Genomic DNA, 19,268 nt, shown 5'->3' with positions numbered 1-19,268 from the left:
GAACAGTTGTGTTTGATTTTTGGGGCTAATGGCCTCTCTGATTTTTTGAATAATAGCTATAAATAGTTTGATTTTTGATTTTTAAAATATGATTATTATGATAAAAAGTGCTGAATAACATTTCAATTAAAATTTTATAAGTACTGTATATAGAGGGTTTTAATGAGGATAACTCCAAATTTATCTAAAATTTCAAAAGAACAAATGTATGATTTACTTAGAGCTCGATATAGAAAGACTTATGATGAAGCCAAGCAAGAGGGGGTGGATCAGAATATTCTCATTTTTAGGGAATCAATTGATGTCATTCAGCTCTATGATTGGTGGCTGTTAAATATCAAGAATGATGAGGTGATGAGTAAAAGAAGATTTGAAAAAATGGACTTTAGTCGTAAAGAACAGTTCTTAAAAAATGTTGGTTCTTTGCAATATGCATCTGGATTATTGCCTGAATGGCATGGATTGGAGATACCAGCATTTAGAAAATTTGTACAATATTTGATGGAACCAGAAGTGCAAGGTGGGTGGGGAAATCAGACAAATATTGTCAGGTGGTTTAATCAGTTTTTTCAACAAAATAAATTTTGTATGAGCAGCCCCCAGGATTTTAGTTCAATTCCTTATGAGTTCTTGGCACAGGTTTATTATGAAATATCTGAGAATTTAAAACCAAAAATAAGAACTGATGAAACGATTAAAGAAACCTTTGCCTTGTCAGATGAAGAAGAAAATTATTTTCAGTATTTTAAAAATACATTGGATAGGTTGGGGCAGGTATTCATCATGTGTTTGGACATTAATCTGTACGCACCTTCCGATGATTGTTCAGACAGTTACACCAGCTTATTCAAAGTACTAAAAGGTAAAATTGATGCTGTACGCCAGTTGATTGCTCAAACTGGGAATTTACAAAGTTATTTATTAAAATTAGAGCCGATGCAGGAAGCTGGTCTAAATTTGCATTGTATATTGATGTTTAATTGTAAACATTCGAATTTCTCAGAAGATGGGATTATTGCTCAATTAGATAAGAAAATGAAACAGGAGGCTGGTCTGTCTGCTGAAAGTTACACCCTAAGAAATTGGAATAAGCATCTCCGCACTTATCATCAAAATGCCGTGGGTTTAATAAAAAAGGGTAAGGGCAATGAGCTTTCACTTTTTTATTGTTGGTACTGGGTTTACAGCTATTTTTTTTCTGTAGACCAAGTCATAAGCCTGAACATAGACGGCTATAATAGTAACGATGATATTTTTAAGGCTCACTCAAATCAGTCTTTAATGCCTCAAGGGGTATTACTGCAAAAGGATATAAGAAAACAGATCACATTTGATGAGCTTTTAACACTTTCTAAGTGCAATAAAAGCTACGATTGCCAGCACCTCCCTCAAATAGCTCAAAATTATCTCGATAAAGTTGCATTGATGGATTTACGTTCTGTTTTACCTCCTCCTATCAGTCACAAGAATAAGATTCCACGCAGTAGCTTACTTTATTTGATTGAGCTTTTTTGTGAGACGTTGAAAACGGTTCCAGCAAAACTATTCAACATCGTAATAACGCCAGCCACTTCTAATAAGAATCGTTCTCCTAAATTTTATAGCGATAGCCTGACGCGTTTAGGGCATATTTGGTTTGGTCTTTTCAAACACTTAAAAGGTGTGGATTATCCTTTTACTCAAATAGAAATACTTGTTTTCGAATCACAAAATGTAATCGATTTTAGGAGCTTCTTTTATTCCAAGGCGGGTGAGTTATTGGATTTATGTAATCACACAATAGGCTCTGAAACAATTCAAAAGTATGAAGAGATATTAAGAGGTTTTAAAGCAAGTCTGAATGTGAATACTTACAACAAGCAGATTAAAGAATTAGATAAATCATTTGAAAAGTTGTCAAAATATGCTGAATACCTTTTAGAAAAGGATGTACTTGTTTATCGATTGCATCTGAAGTTTGGTCGTCTACATGGTGGTAATTTTAGCAAAAAAGAGCAATCGGCAATTTTGACAGAGTTCCTTCGGGTAGGGCGCTCAACTCAACCTTTACGTTGGTTAAGAGGGTATATACTGCGTTGGGATGAAAAAGGATTTGTAGTTGGGCAAGACAAAACGTTGTATGCAGACCTAACCTTGATTTTTAATTATGACTCAGAGTTACAGTCTATTGATATATATCAAAGTTTGGATTCATTTTTGAAAAGGTTTATTGACCAGCGTAATGAAAATTATCGAAATTCAGAGGATTTATCTCATGGTGGTTCTCTTGCTTTTATAAAAGCAGAGTTTACTTACCTTCTAGATCCCCAGGTTATTTGGGATGGGGTGATCGAACTTTCGTCAAAATCCTTAAAAATTGAGACTATAGACAAAGTGACTAGGGGAGCTTTTAAAGACAAGTATTTGCCATATATTTGTTACAAGAGTTTATTTAGCCCAATTCAAGGTTGGGTGCCTAAAGAAAAAAGGCTAACACTAGGGCATAAACCTAAAGCAGAGCAAGAGCTATCCTAGGCTTATGGTATTGAACCATTCTTACACTTTTCTTAAAGAAAAATTGGTTTTAGCAAGGGGTGACTTTAGCTTGGTCGATTTATGACATATTTCTAGTATTTACAGGCTATTGTTATACCATTAAGCAGGATTCATCGGCAATTCTTACTGTGTTGTACAGCCTGCTTAGTTGGTCTCTTATATTATTAATACATCCTCGTCTATTGATCCATAAGATATTGACTATAAAAGAATTCAATTAAATACTGCTACCTTCTTTCATGATGTTACTTCTCATATGCCTTTTACAGATCATTCTGTACAGGATGGTATGAGAGTACTCAGGAAAGATTCCAAGCCTCTTAAAAAAATACTGAAATGACTCATGACATGGTTATAAACACTTTAGAGGACTAACCATGACAATCACTAATCTGAATAGCAAATCTTACTCTGAAACTGAGATCTTATTTGCAGTTGAAAACTTTGTTATTAACATTCATCTGGCTGGTTTCAATCACGCTCAAAAACCAGAGTTTAAAGAGTTACTTGAATTATTTGATACCATTTACGATATAGATTACTGTTACAATGACTATATCTCAGCCTTCGTAATATTGAAATCGGATATTGACCAAATCCGTTTTGATCCACTTGTAATACAAATTGATAGTTATGATTTTGTTTTAGAATTCAATGATGAACAATTGGCATTTTATGAAAAGATGCTCAAGATGTTGAAAGGGGAAATTGAACGAGACCTACATCAGTTTAGGCTACAAGAAAAGGACAATACAGATAGCTTGAAGGAATATGTTGAACAAATATTCAATCACCATACGAAGGTGCTTATAGTTCGTGTTGACTTGGGATATTTAAACGATTCAAAAGAGCAAATCACGGTAGAGCAATTCTATCGTCATTTTGAAGTCATGCGTAATCGCCTTTCCAACCAAGATACCTTCTTTAGCAATCTTCATGGATATTCATGGGCAATTGAACAAGGGAGGGAACGGGGTTATCACGTACACCTATTACTTATGTATGATGGAACCAAAGTACAGAATGGATCTTATTATGCGCAGCGTGTCGGGGAGAAATGGCAACAGATTACTCAAGGGTATGGTAGCTATTTTAACCTTCATAGCAAGGACTACATTAATAAGCTACGCATGGCAGGCTGTGATATCGGTATCGGGATGGTATCGAGAAACAACGAAGATGACTGGGAAAGAGTGGTTACTGTAGTTGAATATCTGACAGATCCCGCTAAGGACGAACAGCGTCTCAGAGTAAAATGCTTTAGGAACATGCAAACTTTTGGGAAAGGGCAGTTTGAGAATAGTAAGCGTAGAGGGATCAAGAAGTAACTCAAGTTAAAATTCTTGACTTATACATTATTAGTTAAAAAAGCCGATTTGATGATTAAAGATATGAGGTATTCGTGCCTTATATCCTTAGAGGAGATAACAGAGAGTCTGTAAATTATTTACAGACTCTTCATAAAAAGTTTTGATAGTTATATGAAATATATGACTACCATCTAGTGTCTAAAATATCATCAATTAGAAAATTAGACTCATTTATCATTTTATTCACGAAGTTTGTAAAACCAGGATCCATTGTTGGAATGAATTCATCTAAAAAGTTGAAATGCTTCTCCAAGACTTCATTATAATTTGGAAGCAAGCTACCATTAAGATTGCTGCCTATGAGCCGCAAAATGATATTAAGGAATATCTCATTAGTACTATCATCAGATAAATAAGAATCAATAATTCTTATCAATGCTGCGCTGGTAGGATCTCTTTGAGCACTTGACTTAATGTTAAATGTAGCCCTTATTCCTTCAAATAGAATGTTTTTAGCAATATCTTCATTCAATCCGCGTTCTAGCATTTGGATGAATACGAAAGCCATAACTGCGCCGCTTACTTCCATTGTGGCTATATCATTCTTAAATTGAAAAAAACCTTCTTTTTCAACAATTTCTTTTCTGAAAGATGTTGTTGTCCGTGCAATATAACTTTGGAATTTTTTCTTTATTTTTGAATTTGGATTATTGGAGTCTGATAAAAGTGATCCTATGAAGTCACCGACATTATCTACTGAATTAATTTGAATGATAAAATCAAAGAGATGATCGTTACTATGGTGGCGTAGTGGGATAGACGAGTTCCTATGTCGATCAAAATTCTGTTGTTCTATGCTATTTGTAAACTTGGATATATTTTCTCTATTATCAACAGAAGAAAAAGAGTCGTGCTGTAAAGATATTATGTTGGTTTCTTTCTGACTTAAATTTTCATAGATAATGCGACTTGTCGGTTCATGACCATTTAGAATGCTTATCAGACCAGAAAATAACTCAAACGCATATGGGCGAATAAATGTATTTTGTATTGAGACGATAATTCCATCATTATTGGATAAACGAATACCTACATATCTACTTTCTTTATATTCTTCAAGGGCACTTAAGCTTCGTAAATCATCGTGAGACAAAAAAGTTGCTGGTTGACCTGATAGTACTGAGTGAACTCCACAATTGGTTACACAGAAAAAACTATCCTTATTATCGTGGGAGTCTAACCATGACGCACAAAGTAGTTCTTCATTAGATGCAAAATTTCCTTTAAATCGTATAAATTTAAGTTGCTCTTCATTTATGTTGGCAGCAAGAACATAACCAATAGTAGTAGCTCCAGGTTTTCGACGGTCAATAGGAGTTGATTCAAAATAAAGTGGTTCAGTAAGGCGTGTTAGGAAGATGCTAAGTTGACTTGTTGTAGAAACATCAAGAGCATTTTTTTTTAATTTATTGGTAGTATTCTTTGTGGCTGTGATGAACTCATTTAGTTTTGAGCCAAATGCGGTGAGGGGTAGAACTTCTGGATTGTTAAATTTAGTAAGTGGTATATCATTTATAATCAGGTTCTTATCTTTAATATGAATTTGATTTACTGAGCTAAGAGGAATAATCCGACCACCTAGTTTTTTACTTAGAATAATATCTTCGTCTGTGATGATCATTCCTTCTTTGCCACTGCCCCAAAATGTTTCATCAATAAGTGCTATTACAGTGCTCATTCCAATGTTGGGTGCATATTCTTTAATCGCATTAACCAGTTTGTCTTGTGGAATGTTGGGTTTAAAGTATAGAGAGGTTACCTGCATTTCAGGCAATACCGAATTTTTTAAAAAGTTTTCAAGATTCATAAATAAATTACCCTAGTTCAAAGTTGATAAGTATTGAATTACTAATTTGTTATTTCATTTTTACGTATGAAGTTGTCTAAATGATATTTATTTCTCCAAGCTTTCCATAAACCTAAATAGGGCGCAAAAAAAACAAATGCAATCAAAAATGCAGGATGAATAAGATCTTCTTGAAAGGCGTTGGATGTCAGTATTTTAAAAATATTTTTTCCGACCAAAAGCCCAATTAACGTTAAAGCAAAAAATAATGATCTATAGGGAGAAAAGAAGTATGCGGTGAAACCAACTAGCCATAGGAATATAAGTAAAATGCTAATACCCAATAAGTTATTATATTGCATTGCAAAATTGGATGCTCCTACGAATGTTAAATTAAACAACGTAGGAATAATTAAAAAGCGTAACCAGACAATCATGCAATCTCTTATAAAAATTATATTAATTTAGTTAATTATATGAAAAGGAATCATAATTTCCAATGCTTATCTATAAATTATGAGCCTTTAAAGGAGCTGAGTCAGGAGGGGATTTATACTCCTATGGGTATCCTCAGTGATTGTTACCACCTTATATGAGTTGTAGTAGAATTAAATTTTAAAAATTGAGTTACATTGTCTTGTAAGTAACCAATAAATATATAGAAATACAAAACAAGCAATTTTCATGTGTCCGAATTGACTTAAACCCACCTCACCATTATTCTTAGCATGCTGACCTACATTGTCAGTTGGTTTTGACAGACCAAGCGTATAGCGTATCAGGTACTTATATTCTTCCTGAGTATAAGTCTTGTGCGAAACCTTCTCGTCCCCCTTTGCGGTAGAACGGGAGGGGGACGCGTTCGCGCGTGCTGGTTCTATATGCCCAGTCTGTCAACCCCTTTTCGTTCTGCCACCATAATCAATTGACAGTGATTCGGTAGAACTTCTTATGCATATAGGAGTCCGTCATGGTCATTCAAAACATCCCCTTACTGTACTGAATGCTATTTCAAACAACTGACTTTTCACTAAGCAGTTGATGGGATTTATTCGTCTCATTTTATTCATATTCGCACATCTTCCTGACTAGGGAGGATGCGTCGTTGTGTCTTAAATTTTGATTTCAATACAGAACAATACCAGAGGGGCTTTATGAAAATTCAAACATTCAGCATGCTTGCTGTATTCCTTTTACCTATTTTATCTGCCTGTTCATCTACGGATGCCAAAGACCGTAAAGCCTATATCGAACAATGCATGTATCCAAATGCTGCCATTAAAACCGTAGTGGAAAGTGAAGCAACTTGTAGCTGTCGCTATGACAGCATTCGTGAACAATACGGCAAGCCATTCTTTACTGTACCGATCACCAATGATGAAGACAGACGTCGTCTGGACTTTGCCAGAGGTTATACCGTAGGCAAATGCAGAGGGTAGGAACATGCAAAACAAAAAATTACTTTTCATCATTGCTGTGGCTTTGCTTACAGGCTGTAGCTCCAAACAAGAGAAAGTCTGTCAAGAAGAAGCCAATGTGGCTGAAACTGTGATGCAGGCACGCTTGACCTACGGTGGTTTTGCCGAAGCGACTTATATGCTCGCAGGCGATAACGATGAGCTGAGAGAGCAACTCAGACCGATGATTCATGATGCCTTCGAATATAGTCGAGGTGGGACAGCAACTTTCGAAAAAACCAAACAAGTCTTCAAAGATAAATATTACCAACAATGCATGGACAGACCAGCACCTTGATGTGAATGCCTAAGCATATGGGGAATAGGGGTAAGAGATAAAATGAAAAAGATCATGATGTTGGCAACCATAGCCATGTTGACGGTCGGTTGTGATAAGCAACCAGAAGTAGCACAAGCGCAGAATAATGCAGTGAAAACCGAAGCAGTCAAAGCAAAGGCTCAAACAGATAAACTGACCGAGAAAGAATTACAGGACTTGGAGTCCTTGGAAAAATCGCCTAGTGAAGAAACGGCAGCTACCGCAGGCTATTATCTCAGTAATTTGGAAGTGACACCCGTTACGGAAATAAGAGAATTTATTGCCAAAGGCTGGGGTGAATGGGAAACACTGAATAGACAGGAAGCGGAGAAGGATGAACAACAAGCGCCATCTGACCAAGGCGATGCTTCAATGCAATATCGTATTGAAATCAAGAATCAGGTCTTTGGTGGAAAGCATGAGGTTGAAACTGCCTATCTACATTTAATTTCATTGTCCGACAGCATTACACTGGATCGAGTGGTGGTGAATCGGGGTAACTGTAAAGCGGATTACCGTGATGGTGCCAATCCTATTCTGTACGGTAAAACCATGCGCTTCTTCTTGAATTGTGATCCACGGAATGTCAGAGAAGTGGTTGCAGTACTCAAGGATGGACGTGAAATTGTGATGTCACCACAATAAACTGAAGGCTGTGTTTATTCCACATACACACCACGCATTATAATGTTGAGTTGTTGAAGTTTTTGAGCGGATTGAAAGAAATTTCACTTATATAACATAAAGATGAATCAATAGACTGAATGTGTTCATTGAGCCTATTACACAGGATTTAATAAGCACATTCACAAGACCAATCTGAATCAGGTTGCTGGACTTCATTCCAATTAAGGGATGGGGCCCAGCAACCTTTTTGTTTATAAGGACAAAACTCATGGCACATCAACTTGAACAAATGGCGTATGTAGGCGAAACCCCTTGGCATGGACTAGGCAACCCACTCACGCAAAACCAACCGATTGAAGTCTGGGCACAGCAGGCAGGCATGGACTGGCGCATTGAATCTTCCAATGTCAGTTATATGGCACAAAATGAACGAGGGCAAAGTATCATCATGCCCTATGAAGAACAGCGAGTGCTTTATCGTTCAGATACCCATGCACCTTTATCTGTAGTCAGCCAACGCTTTCAGGAAGTTCAGCCTCGTGAAATTTTAGAATTCTATCGAGACTTAACTGAGCAATCAGGTTTTGAACTGGAAACCGCAGGCGTACTTAAAGGCGGTAAGAAATTCTGGGCATTGGCACGTACAGGACAAACCTCTACCTTAAAGGGTAAAGATGTCAGCAATGGTTATATTCTCTTAGCAACCGCTTGTGATGGCACTCTTGCCACGACGGCACAATTCACCTCGATCCGTGTGGTGTGTAACAACACTTTGGCGATAGTCCTAAAAGGACAAAACAGCAGTGCAGGCGTGGTTAAAGTGCCACATAGTACCAAGTTCGATGCAGAGAAGATTAAACAGCAATTGGGTATTTCAGTGCGTGCATGGGAAGAGCACATGTATGAAATGAAACAATTGAGTCAACGTAAAGTCACTCAACAAGAAGCAGCAGCCTACTTTGATTCCGTGTTTAACAATACCAGCCTCAGCCCAATGGAACAGGATGAAGGCATTATTGAGTTTTATCGTAATGTCGCCACACAAGCCAACTCACCCACCAAAGCAGAAAACAAGACTGAACCGAATGGCCGTGCCATGTCAAAAGTCATGAGCATGTTTAATGGGCAGGGGCGTGGAGCAGAACTCAGTTCAGCCAAAGACACGGCTTATGGCTTACTGTGCTCGATCACAGAGTTTGCTGATCACGAACGTCGTGCCATGAGTCAGGATCATCGACTTGATTCTGCTTGGTTCGGTGCAGGTGCAGGCTTAAAGCAACGTGGCCTAGAACAAGCTTTACGCATGATTGCCTGAGCCTCATCAACGAGCAGACTCACTTACCAACCTAACGCTCAAATACACCTATAGCCACGTCTTCGGATGTGGCTTTTTTATGCCCGAAATTTACAAAATAGGAAATCATCATGAATACAGCACTAAACACGCCTCTGAATGTAACACCGAATCCAATGGTTAATATCCATGCCAATCGTCCCAAACTGTTTACTGCCAAACGCTTTGTGGATACCAAAAAACTTAGCCAAGCCGAGTGGTTAGAAGTACGTCGGCAAGGCATCGGTAGTAGTGACTGTGCCGCAGCCTGTGGACTCAATCCCTATATGTCGATGCTCGAACTGTGGATGATTAAAACAGGGCGGATTCAACAAAACATCGAAGATGAAAGCGAGGGACATGCACCCTTGTACTGGGGTAAACAGCTTGAACCTTTAGTGGCTGAATACTACAGCATGCATACTAACTATAAAGTCCGTCGGATCAATGCTGTGTTACAACATCCCGATCCAGACAAACATTTCATGTTAGCCAACTTAGATTATTCTGTGGTGGGTGTTGCCGATGTGCAGATATTGGAATGTAAAACCGCAGGGGAATATGGCGCAAAACTTTGGCGAGATGGGGTGCCTTTATACGTGTTGTGTCAGGTACAACATCAATTGGCGGTGACAGGCAAGCAAGCTGCACATATCTGTGTCTTAATCTGTGGGCATGAAACCCGAATCTTTAAAGTGACACGTTCAGAATCGGTGATTCAACATATTATCAATGCAGAGCGTTACTTCTGGGAATGTGTGGAAAAGGATACGCCACCTGAAGCGGATGCCAGTGAATCGGCAGCAAAAGCCTTACAGCTCCTCTATCCTGAACATGTGCCTCTCAGTACCACGGATCTTTCAGAGGATGAACAAGCCAATCAACAGTTTGAACAACTGCTTCAAGCTCGAAGCCAAATTGAAAAGCATCAAGAGCAGTTCGATCTGCTGAAGCATCAGCTACAAGCCAAGATGCAAAATGCCGAACGGGCCGTGTTTACGACAGGTTCAGTGACATGGAAAAAGGCTAAAGACTCGATCAGTTTAGACAGTAAAGCCTTACTCAAATCACACCCCGAATACCTCAACCAGTTCCCACAAACTAAACAAGGTTCACGACGTTTCAATATCTACAGCAAGGATGATTGAAGCTGCTTTAGCCTAAGTGTAATTCACAAGCGGAACATCAAACTCCACTCAACAATCCCATGCCTCAGTGCATGGGATTTTTTTATAGCAATTTCATTTTAAGCAGATACAGAAACCCATTTAAACAGAAGAGGAAAACACCATGATCAAAGGTCTAGCCATCACACCGCCTATTCTAGGGCGAATCAGTATTGGTAAGGTGGTCGAAAAGAACGGTAAACGACTCCCTGAAAAAGATGATCAATTCACCATTACCAGTCAAATTCAAAGTAAGGAGGGATGGGTTAAACATCCGCTTGACGAACAACTCCGAGCCCAAATATCTAATCAAAAACTCAGAAGTATTCCAGTACGGATGATCTTCAATGATCCTGATTTAAATCTCAGAGCGGAATACACCTTATTTGACCGTCAGACAGGGCGACCTGTCTGTGTCGGCAATGGTCAAACTTGCCAACGTCTGACCAATCAAGGGGTAGAACAACATCCATGCCCATCACCTGATTTATGTCCATTGGCACAAGGGGGGCACTGTAAGCCTTTCGGCAGACTTCATGTGAACTTAGATGAATCGGATGAACTCGGTACATTTATCTTTAGAACCACAGGCTTTAACAGCATCCGTACTTTGGCAGCACGACTGAGTTATTACCATGCTGCATCGAATGGTTTGTTGTCATGTCTACCGTTACAACTGACCTTAAGAGGCAAGTCCACCACACAAAGTTATCGTACACCTGTGTATTACGTGGATTTAACGCTTAGGGATGGTGTTAATCTGCAACAGGCAATTCAGATGGCGCAAGACATTGATCAACAAAGTAAAGCATCAGGCTTTAATCAAAATGCCTTAGATGTAACAGCACGATTAGGTTTCGCCAATGCACAGTTTGAGGTGAATGTGGAGGAGGGATTGGATTTGGTGGAGGAGTTTTATAATGAGGAAAATCAAGAGGTAAAAGCTGAACAAGCACAGGCTGAAATTGCAACGAGAACCAAAGTAAAGCTTAAGCCGAATCAATGTGAGGGTTTTGTGCAGGATATGCAGAAAGGGTTAGAGGGGAGTGTGAGGGCGGTGAATTAATATTAAATTAAATATCAGTGATATAGAGGTTGTGGTTTTATCTCACTGATATTTTTTTTGCTTTGAAATAATAAACTTTAATGATTTATGTAGATTGATAAAGATAGTCTATTATTCAAGCGGATGATATATAGAAAATATCATTGACTTTCTTGAGATGATTAGTCTGGAATTCTAACATCATGCATTTTATAAATTTAGGTGAAAGTTGTCAGATTAAATAGCTAAAATTTAAAAAGGCTTGCGAAAAAAATATAAATAATTTAAATATTATAATTATTTACTTTAAAAAAAATATTCATGTATCTTAAAAATTTAATTATTCAAAATTTTAGAAATTTTGAATCTATTGATATTCCATTGAGTAGTAATCTCGTGTTACTTGGTGAAAACCGTGTAGGTAAAAGTAATTTATTATTTGCGATGCGCTTGGTAATAGATCAAACACTTCCAGATTCAGCGAGACAATTAAGAATTTCAGATTTTTGGGATGGATGTGATCTATCAAAAAAACCTCAAATTGAAATTCATTTAGATTTTACCGATTTTGAAGATGATCCTTATTTAACTGCTTTACTAACAGATTATAGACTTGCTCATGATCATAAAACTATTCGATTAAGTTACGTTTTTAGATGTAAAGCTGAGATTACTGGTTTACCAACAAGTAGTGAAGACTTTGAATTCATTGTTTATGGCGGAGGAGTTGAAACAAGACCAATTCATAATCAAGTGAGAAGACGAATTTCTTTAGATTTTCTTGATGCATTACGTGATGCAGAAAACCAATTAGGCTCTTGGAGAAATTCACCTTTAAGACCACTCATAGAAAATACTATGGGATCAATCGGCTCAGCTGAGTTAGCCAAAGTATCAATTGACTTAGAAGCCGCAAATACGAAAATAGTTGAACAACCAGCAATCAAGGAATTGAATGATTCATTAGGTAAAAAAATCCTAAGTCTTTCAGGTAAAGGACATGATTTAAAAACATCTCTACGCTTTTCTAATGCCGATCCGTTACGACTATTTCGCTCATTAGGTATGTATATAGATGACGGCAAACGTAGTATTACTGAGGCAAGTTTAGGGTCAGCGAATGTTATGCTGATGGCTTTAAAACTAGAGGAGTTCTCATGGCGAAAAGAAAAAAATGAAAGGAATTATTCTCTATTATGCATAGAAGAACCTGAAGCGCATTTGCATCCTCAACTTCAACGTACTGTTTTTAAAAATATCTTTAAAGAAAAAAATTCTTCTCAGGCTCTCATTATTACTAGCCATTCTCCAACATTAGCATCGATTGTACCTTTACGTTCTATTATTAATTTAAGGCTCGTGAAAAATAGTACAAAAGCATTTTCATTAGCTAATTTGCCAATTAATGAAGATGAAAAAGATGATATAGAAAGATATTTGATCGCAACTCGTTCTGAAATTCTGTTTGCTAAAGGCATTATTTTTGTTGAAGGTGATGCTGAAGAGGCTTTAGTTCCTAGCTTTGCTGAGTTATTAGAACAAGACTTAGATGGACTCGGTATTACTGTATGTAATGTAGCTGGAACGAACTTTAATCCATACGTAAAATTAGCGGAGGGATTAGGTATACCATTTACAGTGATTACAGATTGGGATCCGTTAGATGGAACAAAACCAGCGTTAGGAAGAGCAAGATGTGTTGGGATTTGGGATTCTCTTTGTGAAGTTAATACCGAATTAGACATACTAACTGAAAAAAATAGAAAATGGGCTGAAACTGCTAGTTTTGAAGAGTTTAGTAGTTCATTTAGTAACGTTGGGATATTTTTAAATAATGAAACATTTGAAGTTGCTATAGTACAAACACCTAATTTAAGTTCAGTATTATTAGAGATTTTAGATGAACAAGGTTTTGGATCAACACGTACAAAGCGTATTAATGAATGGAAAACTGATTACAGTAAAATAGATAGTACACAGTTACTTGCTATGGTAAAGGATATTGGTAAAGGGCGCTTAAGCGGAAAATTAAAAAAGAAAATATCTGGAGGGGAACTTATACAAGTTCCTAAATATATTCAGGACGCAATTGAGTATATGGTGAAAAATGTTTAATTACATCACTTTACAAAAAGCATTAGCAGAATTAGAAAAAAACAAAGAGCAATTTGAGGCAGTGCATTGTAAGACTCATTGTGTTGTTTTAGCTGGTCCAGGTAGTGGAAAAACAAAAACTCTCACGACAGCTATTGCTCGTACTCTTAATGAAGAAGTTATTGCTCCAAGAGCAATTGCATGTATAACTTATAATAATGAATGTGCGATTGAACTTGAAACTCGATTATCAAAACTTGGTGTTGAAACTACTGGTACAAATTTTATTGGTACAGTACATAGCTTTGCATTAACACAAATAATAATGCCTTATTATCGTTGTGTAGAATGTAATATCCCTCAAGACTTTAAAGTAGCGGGTTCAAAAGAATGCCGTATAGCGATAGAAGATGCCTATAAAAAAATATACCAAGATTCTGGAGACCCTCATAAACAATGGGAATTTGCTAAAGAAAAACGAAATCGTGAACTAGATCGGACACTCCAAAGCTGGAAAGGTCATAATAAAGAACTAGCTGAATTTATTGAGGAATATGAACAGGAACTAAGAAAAAAAGAACTTATTGATTTTGATGATATGCCTCTTATAGCATTCAGAATGATCAAAGAAAATCCATGGATTCGTAAAGCTTTAGAAGCTCGTTTTCCGATTTTATTTGTAGACGAATATCAAGATCTCGGTCATGGGCTTCATGAATTAGTTCAGCTACTTTGTTTTGATGGGAATGTTCGGTTATTTGCTGTTGGAGATGCGGATCAATCTATCTATGGATTTACTGGTGCAAATCCAGAATTACTGCAAAGTTTAACTCAACGACAAGATGTCCAAACGTTTCAATTAAGATTTAATTATCGTTCAGGAACAAAAATTGTCAAAGCATCTTCAGCAGCACTTAACGAAAATAGACTCTATGAAAGTCCTGAAGGTGCCCCTGAAGGAGAAATAATATTTAATTCTGTAAATGGGGGGATAGAAGAACAAGCGTATTTCATTGTAAATACACTACTGTCACAACTAAACACACAGGGTTTTAAAAATGAAAATATTGCAATTCTATATAGGGCCGCTTGGCTAGGAGACAAACTTGTAGAAGCTTTGGAAGCTAATCAATTACCATACCATAGAACTGATGGTAATTCTTTAATCAAAAGAAGTTCAAAGTTTTCCCGTTTTATTGAAGATTGTGCAAAATGGGTAACTGGGGGATGGAAAGATGCTGAACCACCATTTAGGGAGTTATACAAAAAAGCTTTAATTATAGTCTATGGTCATCACTACAATCAAAATGAAGAACAACAATTAGGACTTCAGCTTATTAATTTTCTTCAAAATAGTAAGTCTATAACAGAAACTGCAAATGAATGGTTATTGCGCTTTAACCAAGAACTAGTAAAACCTTGGAAAACAGTTTGTCGTAATAACTTGCAAGAATGGGAAATATGCTCAGAATTATTAGAAAAAACCTCACCTGAATCCAATAAAGACATGTCTCTTGATCTATTTTCTGGAAAAACTGAAGGAACAGGTAGATTAGCACTCACTACTTTTCATAGCTCTAAAGGTCGTGAATTTGATGCTGTTATCCTATTTGGAGTTAATAATGATGTAATACCTAATTGGAGAGATAGACAAACCTCTAAAGCATCAAAAGAAGCAAGAAGACTTTTTTATGTGGCAGTTACACGCCCTAAAAGCATATTACACTTAGTCTTTCAAAAAAATAATCATTCTGATTTCTTAGTTGATTTCTATAGAAGAACTAAACAAGAATAATAGTATAAGGCAAATTATAATCGTGAAAAATTGCATGAAGTAAACAAAGGAAAGTCAACTCTAATGGCTATTTATTTTTTAACTTTTATTTTTAAGGGACTATTACCTTAAAAGGAGTGAATATTGTCAATTGTCTTAAATGCATTTCCGTTGAAAGTCCCTGAATTAGAAGTTACAGTTTGCGAAACACCTTATAGTAAGGAAATATTGGATGAGTATCGTATCAGCCACAGGAAAACTCATTCATTCCAACGTCAAGGTAATAACATCCTTATTTTTTCAATAGATGGCACGTTTCCTAATATCGGTGCTCGAAAGACGATAAGGTTAGAAGATAATTTAGGTATTTTCTGTTCGTTAGTTAAAGTGGGGTTGATTAGACATCTCACTGGATTAGGGCGTAATCCTTCTGGATTTAATCCGATCGAATTGACAAGTATTAAGCAGAAAGATAACCTTTTGGCTCCAATTTTGGGTGAAACTTATCCATTTAAAATTTTCACTAAATACTCTATCGATACACGTATTATTAGAGGTCAACCATGCCTTGTTATTGATTGCACAACTCGTACAGTTATTGAGAAAAACTGTTTGTATTTTTTAAATAGTGCGTTCGATTTGATTGGACGGTATGCCGTTTCTGAACAGCAAGATGGATACAAGAAATTTTTAGGAACTATTAGTGGTGTAACTGGACAGATAATTTCTGTAACTCGACCCGATGGACAGATTGTACAAATCAATGCAAGTGATATTTTCCTAGAGGCTAATCGAACGAACTTTGACGATTTCATTTTTCACACGCATGGAGCAAAAAAAGATGCCGTTGTAGAGAATATTAGACGATCCATTTCTCTTTTTAATGGCGGTGATAATAAGAAAAATCACATTAATAGGCTTAAGGAATATATTCAGTCAAATATTATCCAATTGATTAATGAAGTAAATTTAGAAATTGAAGATCCACCTGATATTCAGAAAGATTGTGGACAAATGCAAAAGCCTGTATTTGTTTTTAACGATAGTAGTCAAGCTGATTGGGTCGAAAAAGGATTAACACAGCATGGTCCATATACGAAGCGTACTTTTGATAGGCATGATCCTTCAATTTGTGTAATCTGTTCAGAACATGATAAAGGGCGTGTGGAACAGTTTGTTCGTAAGTTCTTGAAAGGTATTCCAAACAGTAAATACTTCAAAAATGGGCTTGAGGGGAAATTTACGCTTGGTACTAGCCGTGTTGAAGTATTTACAACAGCTTCGGACAATCTTGGTGGGTTTAAAAGAGCAATCGAAGCTGCTATTAAGAAGAAAGCAGAGGATGGTAGTCGTTGGGATCTTGCTATCGTACAGGTACGACAGTCTTTTAAGAAACTAAAAGTTGAAGAAAATCCATACTATTTAGGCAAAAGTCTTTTTTTCATGCATCAAGTACCAGTACAAGACTTCACAATAGAGCTTTTATCACAGTCGGATTACAACCTCAGTTTTTCGCTTAACAATATGGCTTTAGCCTGTTATGCAAAAATGGGTGGTGTTCCATGGCTACTGAAGTCCTCTCCAACACTTTCCCATGAGTTAGTAATTGGCATAGGTAGTGCAAATATTGGACAGGAGCGTGGTATTAATGGACAGAGAGTTATGGGGATTACTACTGTTTTTTCTGGAGATGGTAGTTACATCGTTTCGAACACATCAAAAGCTGTTGTTCCAAAAGCCTATTGTGAAGCTTTAACGTCGGTTCTTGATGAAACTATTGAAAAAATCCAAATGCGCATGAATTGGCAGAAAGGTGATACGATTCGCTTGATTTTCCATACTCAAGTGAAGAAATTCAACAAAGAAGAGATTGAAGCTGTTCGTGCTGTTATTGATAAATATCATGATTATCAGATTGAGTATACGTTCCTTAAAATTTCTGAAGACCATGGGCTTCATATGTTTGATTCTGCTACTGCTGATGCTCAGAAAGGACGATTAGCTCCACCACGTGGAAAAATATTTCAACTTTCCAAACATGAAATGCTTATTTATTTGATTGGTCAACGAGAGTTGCGACAAGATACAGATGGGCACCCAAGAGGTGTGATTCTTAGTATACATAAAGATTCGACCTTCAAAGATATCAGGTATTTAAGTGCACAAGTTCACTCTTTTGCATCTCATTCATGGCGGAGTTATTTTCCAAATCCCTTGCCAGTGACAATTAGCTATTCAGACATAATCGCTCGAAATTTAGGATGGCTTAATCAGCTTCCTGATTGGAGTGACTCAGTCATGATTGGAAAAATAGGGCAGTCGCAATGGTTTCTGTAGAAATAGATAATGTTTATCAATTGCGAGAGTATCTGTATCTAAAAGCGTGTAAGGATGCACTCGCAGATCCGTTTAAATCTAGCTTCTTATATTTTCTGAAATTATTAGAAAACCTTCCAATTTTTGATTTCACTTCTTTACCTTTATATCAGCGTTGTGCGATCTCTGGGCTTCAAATCAAATCTGAAATAATATCAAGTAAAGATATCTCACGGTTACTTGGACAGGCTCCTAAGATTGACTCTACTCCCCGTCCTTGGGTATCAGATATTTTTGGAGTTTTGGCTATAAAATGGCTAGTTGAAAAAAATTGCGATGCGAATATCGATAATGAGTTCAGCAACTGGATTTCAGGATTTTTAGAGCAGCAAATAGAAGGTAATCATTTTAATCACTTTGAAAAAGATATTGCGTTGTTCGTCCGTCATGATAAATATGCTTCATTTTCCAGTGCATGTGTGCCACTGTTTCTTCATTACCTGAAGATATTACGTATCGAAGATCACCAAAGCCGTCTTTCCCTTATTAGCCGTTTCCAGAATGAATTTCGCGCGCTAGCAAAAGGAGAGACTTCAACTGCACTTCTGAGCTTGATCATTTATGTTTTTGACCAAATCAATCAGGATGTAGCTATAGTAGCGCCCAATGGATGGAGCTTTGATGATCTAGTTAAGTTTCTTGAAAATATTCCAGTTGGTCTCAAGCGCTGGACATGGGAGGAAACAGGTCGTACCAAAGGTGCTGAGCCAGTCAAGTGGTTGGTAGAAAATGAGTATCAGGTTCAAAACCTACTCTATGTTTTGCTCGCGCCGATATTTAATGACATCGCAGACGAAGTAACCCTTCAACCTGTAGGGCAAAAGAATCCACGTATTGATCTTTATTTACCTGCCTTACATACGATTATTGAGGTAAAGTTCCGTAAAGACATCAAAAAGTCCTTTCAAATGCTTATAGGAGAGATTGCTGAAGATGCATCACTTTACCATGTCGATACAAAATATAACGATGCACGCATTATCTGTTTTTTATGGGATAGAACGCGTGCAACGCAAGAGCATTCTAAATTCAAGGAAGGTATTTTAAAGATTAAAGGAATTAATGGCTGTGTTGTAATTAGTGCCCCCTCGACAATGGGCTAAAATGGAAGAAAGTTTTGATTTAGTTAAGCATTTGTGTACTCAGTGTGACTAACAAGACTGTGTTAAGCTTGTTTAGAATATGGTGTGGTTATGGTATTTGGTTGACTGAAGATGAGCATAAGCATTTGACTAACCATATCAATTCCAAAAACCTTGAGCGTAAAGAATTTCAGGACTTATGGAAAAAATTAACCGTAAAGCAATTTATCAAATCTAGATCGATTCTCAGAAACTGATTATTGACAGTATTAGTTGTGTTGAACGTATCGCAATTGAACGTGGG

14 protein-coding genes are annotated in these 19,268 nt (G+C 36.9%); 12 read left to right on the top strand and 2 right to left on the bottom strand.

Annotation, left to right across the window (positions count from 1 at the left end; translation table 11 throughout):
* The first annotated feature begins 162 nt into the window (after positions 1 to 162).
* Positions 163 to 2,514: a hypothetical protein gene (locus CDG62_RS16665; protein WP_087527557.1), complete on the top strand. Its 2,352-nt coding sequence runs from the start codon at positions 163 to 165 to the stop codon at positions 2,512 to 2,514.
* Positions 2,515 to 2,912: 398 nt separating this feature from the next.
* A complete protein-coding gene (locus tag CDG62_RS16660; protein ID WP_087527556.1) occupies positions 2,913 to 3,863 on the top strand; it encodes a YagK/YfjJ domain-containing protein in 951 nt (316 codons plus the stop codon).
* 166 nt (positions 3,864 to 4,029) lie between these two features.
* Here CDG62_RS16660 and CDG62_RS16655 read toward each other — a convergent pair whose 3' ends face one another.
* Positions 4,030 to 5,712, bottom strand: coding sequence for a hypothetical protein (locus tag CDG62_RS16655; protein WP_087527555.1), 1,683 nt, complete (start codon positions 5,710 to 5,712; stop codon positions 4,030 to 4,032).
* Between the two features lie 41 nt (positions 5,713 to 5,753).
* Positions 5,754 to 6,128: a hypothetical protein gene (locus CDG62_RS16650; protein ID WP_087527554.1), complete on the bottom strand. Its 375-nt coding sequence runs from the start codon at positions 6,126 to 6,128 to the stop codon at positions 5,754 to 5,756.
* Between the two features lie 717 nt (positions 6,129 to 6,845).
* Here CDG62_RS16650 and CDG62_RS16645 point away from each other — a divergent pair.
* The 10 genes from CDG62_RS16645 (at position 6,846) to CDG62_RS16600 (ending at position 18,985) form a co-directional block, all read left to right on the top strand.
* Positions 6,846 to 7,130 carry a hypothetical protein gene (locus CDG62_RS16645; protein ID WP_087527553.1) on the top strand — a complete coding sequence of 95 codons (285 nt, stop codon included), beginning with the start codon at positions 6,846 to 6,848 and terminating at the stop codon, positions 7,128 to 7,130.
* A 4-nt stretch (positions 7,131 to 7,134) separates the two neighbouring features.
* Positions 7,135 to 7,446 carry a hypothetical protein gene (locus CDG62_RS16640; RefSeq protein ID WP_087527552.1) on the top strand — a complete coding sequence of 104 codons (312 nt, stop codon included), beginning with the start codon at positions 7,135 to 7,137 and terminating at the stop codon, positions 7,444 to 7,446.
* A 42-nt stretch (positions 7,447 to 7,488) separates the two neighbouring features.
* Positions 7,489 to 8,112, top strand: coding sequence for a hypothetical protein (locus tag CDG62_RS16635; protein WP_087527551.1), 624 nt, complete (start codon positions 7,489 to 7,491; stop codon positions 8,110 to 8,112).
* Positions 8,113 to 8,362: 250 nt separating this feature from the next.
* On the top strand, positions 8,363 to 9,409 hold the full coding sequence (locus CDG62_RS16630) for a DUF932 domain-containing protein (RefSeq protein ID WP_087527550.1): 1,047 nt from the start codon (positions 8,363 to 8,365) through the stop codon (positions 9,407 to 9,409).
* Positions 9,410 to 9,519: 110 nt separating this feature from the next.
* Positions 9,520 to 10,575, top strand: coding sequence for a YqaJ viral recombinase family protein (locus tag CDG62_RS16625; protein WP_087527549.1), 1,056 nt, complete (start codon positions 9,520 to 9,522; stop codon positions 10,573 to 10,575).
* Between the two features lie 142 nt (positions 10,576 to 10,717).
* On the top strand, positions 10,718 to 11,659 hold the full coding sequence (locus CDG62_RS16620) for a hypothetical protein (RefSeq protein ID WP_058870471.1): 942 nt from the start codon (positions 10,718 to 10,720) through the stop codon (positions 11,657 to 11,659).
* Positions 11,660 to 11,959: 300 nt separating this feature from the next.
* On the top strand, positions 11,960 to 13,753 hold the full coding sequence (locus CDG62_RS16615; protein WP_087527548.1) for an ATP-dependent nuclease: 1,794 nt from the start codon (positions 11,960 to 11,962) through the stop codon (positions 13,751 to 13,753).
* On the top strand, positions 13,746 to 15,527 hold the full coding sequence (locus tag CDG62_RS16610) for an ATP-dependent helicase (protein WP_058870689.1): 1,782 nt from the start codon (positions 13,746 to 13,748) through the stop codon (positions 15,525 to 15,527). Before CDG62_RS16615 ends, CDG62_RS16610 begins: the two co-directional genes overlap by 8 nt.
* Before the next feature lie 123 nt (positions 15,528 to 15,650).
* Complete coding sequence (locus tag CDG62_RS16605) at positions 15,651 to 17,843, top strand: stem cell self-renewal protein Piwi domain-containing protein (RefSeq protein ID WP_087527547.1); 2,193 nt, start codon at positions 15,651 to 15,653, stop codon at positions 17,841 to 17,843.
* A complete protein-coding gene (locus CDG62_RS16600; protein ID WP_058870691.1) occupies positions 17,831 to 18,985 on the top strand; it encodes a hypothetical protein in 1,155 nt (384 codons plus the stop codon). The genes CDG62_RS16605 and CDG62_RS16600 overlap by 13 nt, the downstream gene beginning before the upstream one ends.
* The last annotated feature ends 283 nt before the right edge of the window (positions 18,986 to 19,268 follow it).

The organism is Acinetobacter sp. WCHA55, from assembly GCF_002165305.2.
Lineage (GTDB): Bacteria > Pseudomonadota > Gammaproteobacteria > Pseudomonadales > Moraxellaceae > Acinetobacter.
The sequence above is the reverse complement of the archived record's forward strand: the minus strand, read 5'-3'. Positions and strand labels throughout refer to the sequence as shown.

What these genes read in the sequence shown, in the direction of transcription:
- CDG62_RS16665 (WP_087527557.1), top strand. Translation starts at nt 163, where the DNA reads ATGAGGATAACTCCAAATTTATCTAAAATTTCAAAAGAACAAATGTAT.
- CDG62_RS16660 (WP_087527556.1), top strand. Translation starts at nt 2,913, where the DNA reads ATGACAATCACTAATCTGAATAGCAAATCTTACTCTGAAACTGAGATC.
- CDG62_RS16655 (WP_087527555.1), bottom strand. Translation starts at nt 5,712, where the DNA reads ATGAATCTTGAAAACTTTTTAAAAAATTCGGTATTGCCTGAAATGCAG.
- CDG62_RS16650 (WP_087527554.1), bottom strand. Translation starts at nt 6,128, where the DNA reads ATGATTGTCTGGTTACGCTTTTTAATTATTCCTACGTTGTTTAATTTA.
- CDG62_RS16645 (WP_087527553.1), top strand. Translation starts at nt 6,846, where the DNA reads ATGAAAATTCAAACATTCAGCATGCTTGCTGTATTCCTTTTACCTATT.
- CDG62_RS16640 (WP_087527552.1), top strand. Translation starts at nt 7,135, where the DNA reads ATGCAAAACAAAAAATTACTTTTCATCATTGCTGTGGCTTTGCTTACA.
- CDG62_RS16635 (WP_087527551.1), top strand. Translation starts at nt 7,489, where the DNA reads ATGAAAAAGATCATGATGTTGGCAACCATAGCCATGTTGACGGTCGGT.
- CDG62_RS16630 (WP_087527550.1), top strand. Translation starts at nt 8,363, where the DNA reads ATGGCACATCAACTTGAACAAATGGCGTATGTAGGCGAAACCCCTTGG.
- CDG62_RS16625 (WP_087527549.1), top strand. Translation starts at nt 9,520, where the DNA reads ATGAATACAGCACTAAACACGCCTCTGAATGTAACACCGAATCCAATG.
- CDG62_RS16620 (WP_058870471.1), top strand. Translation starts at nt 10,718, where the DNA reads ATGATCAAAGGTCTAGCCATCACACCGCCTATTCTAGGGCGAATCAGT.
- CDG62_RS16615 (WP_087527548.1), top strand. Translation starts at nt 11,960, where the DNA reads ATGTATCTTAAAAATTTAATTATTCAAAATTTTAGAAATTTTGAATCT.
- CDG62_RS16610 (WP_058870689.1), top strand. Translation starts at nt 13,746, where the DNA reads ATGTTTAATTACATCACTTTACAAAAAGCATTAGCAGAATTAGAAAAA.
- CDG62_RS16600 (WP_058870691.1), top strand. Translation starts at nt 17,831, where the DNA reads ATGGTTTCTGTAGAAATAGATAATGTTTATCAATTGCGAGAGTATCTG.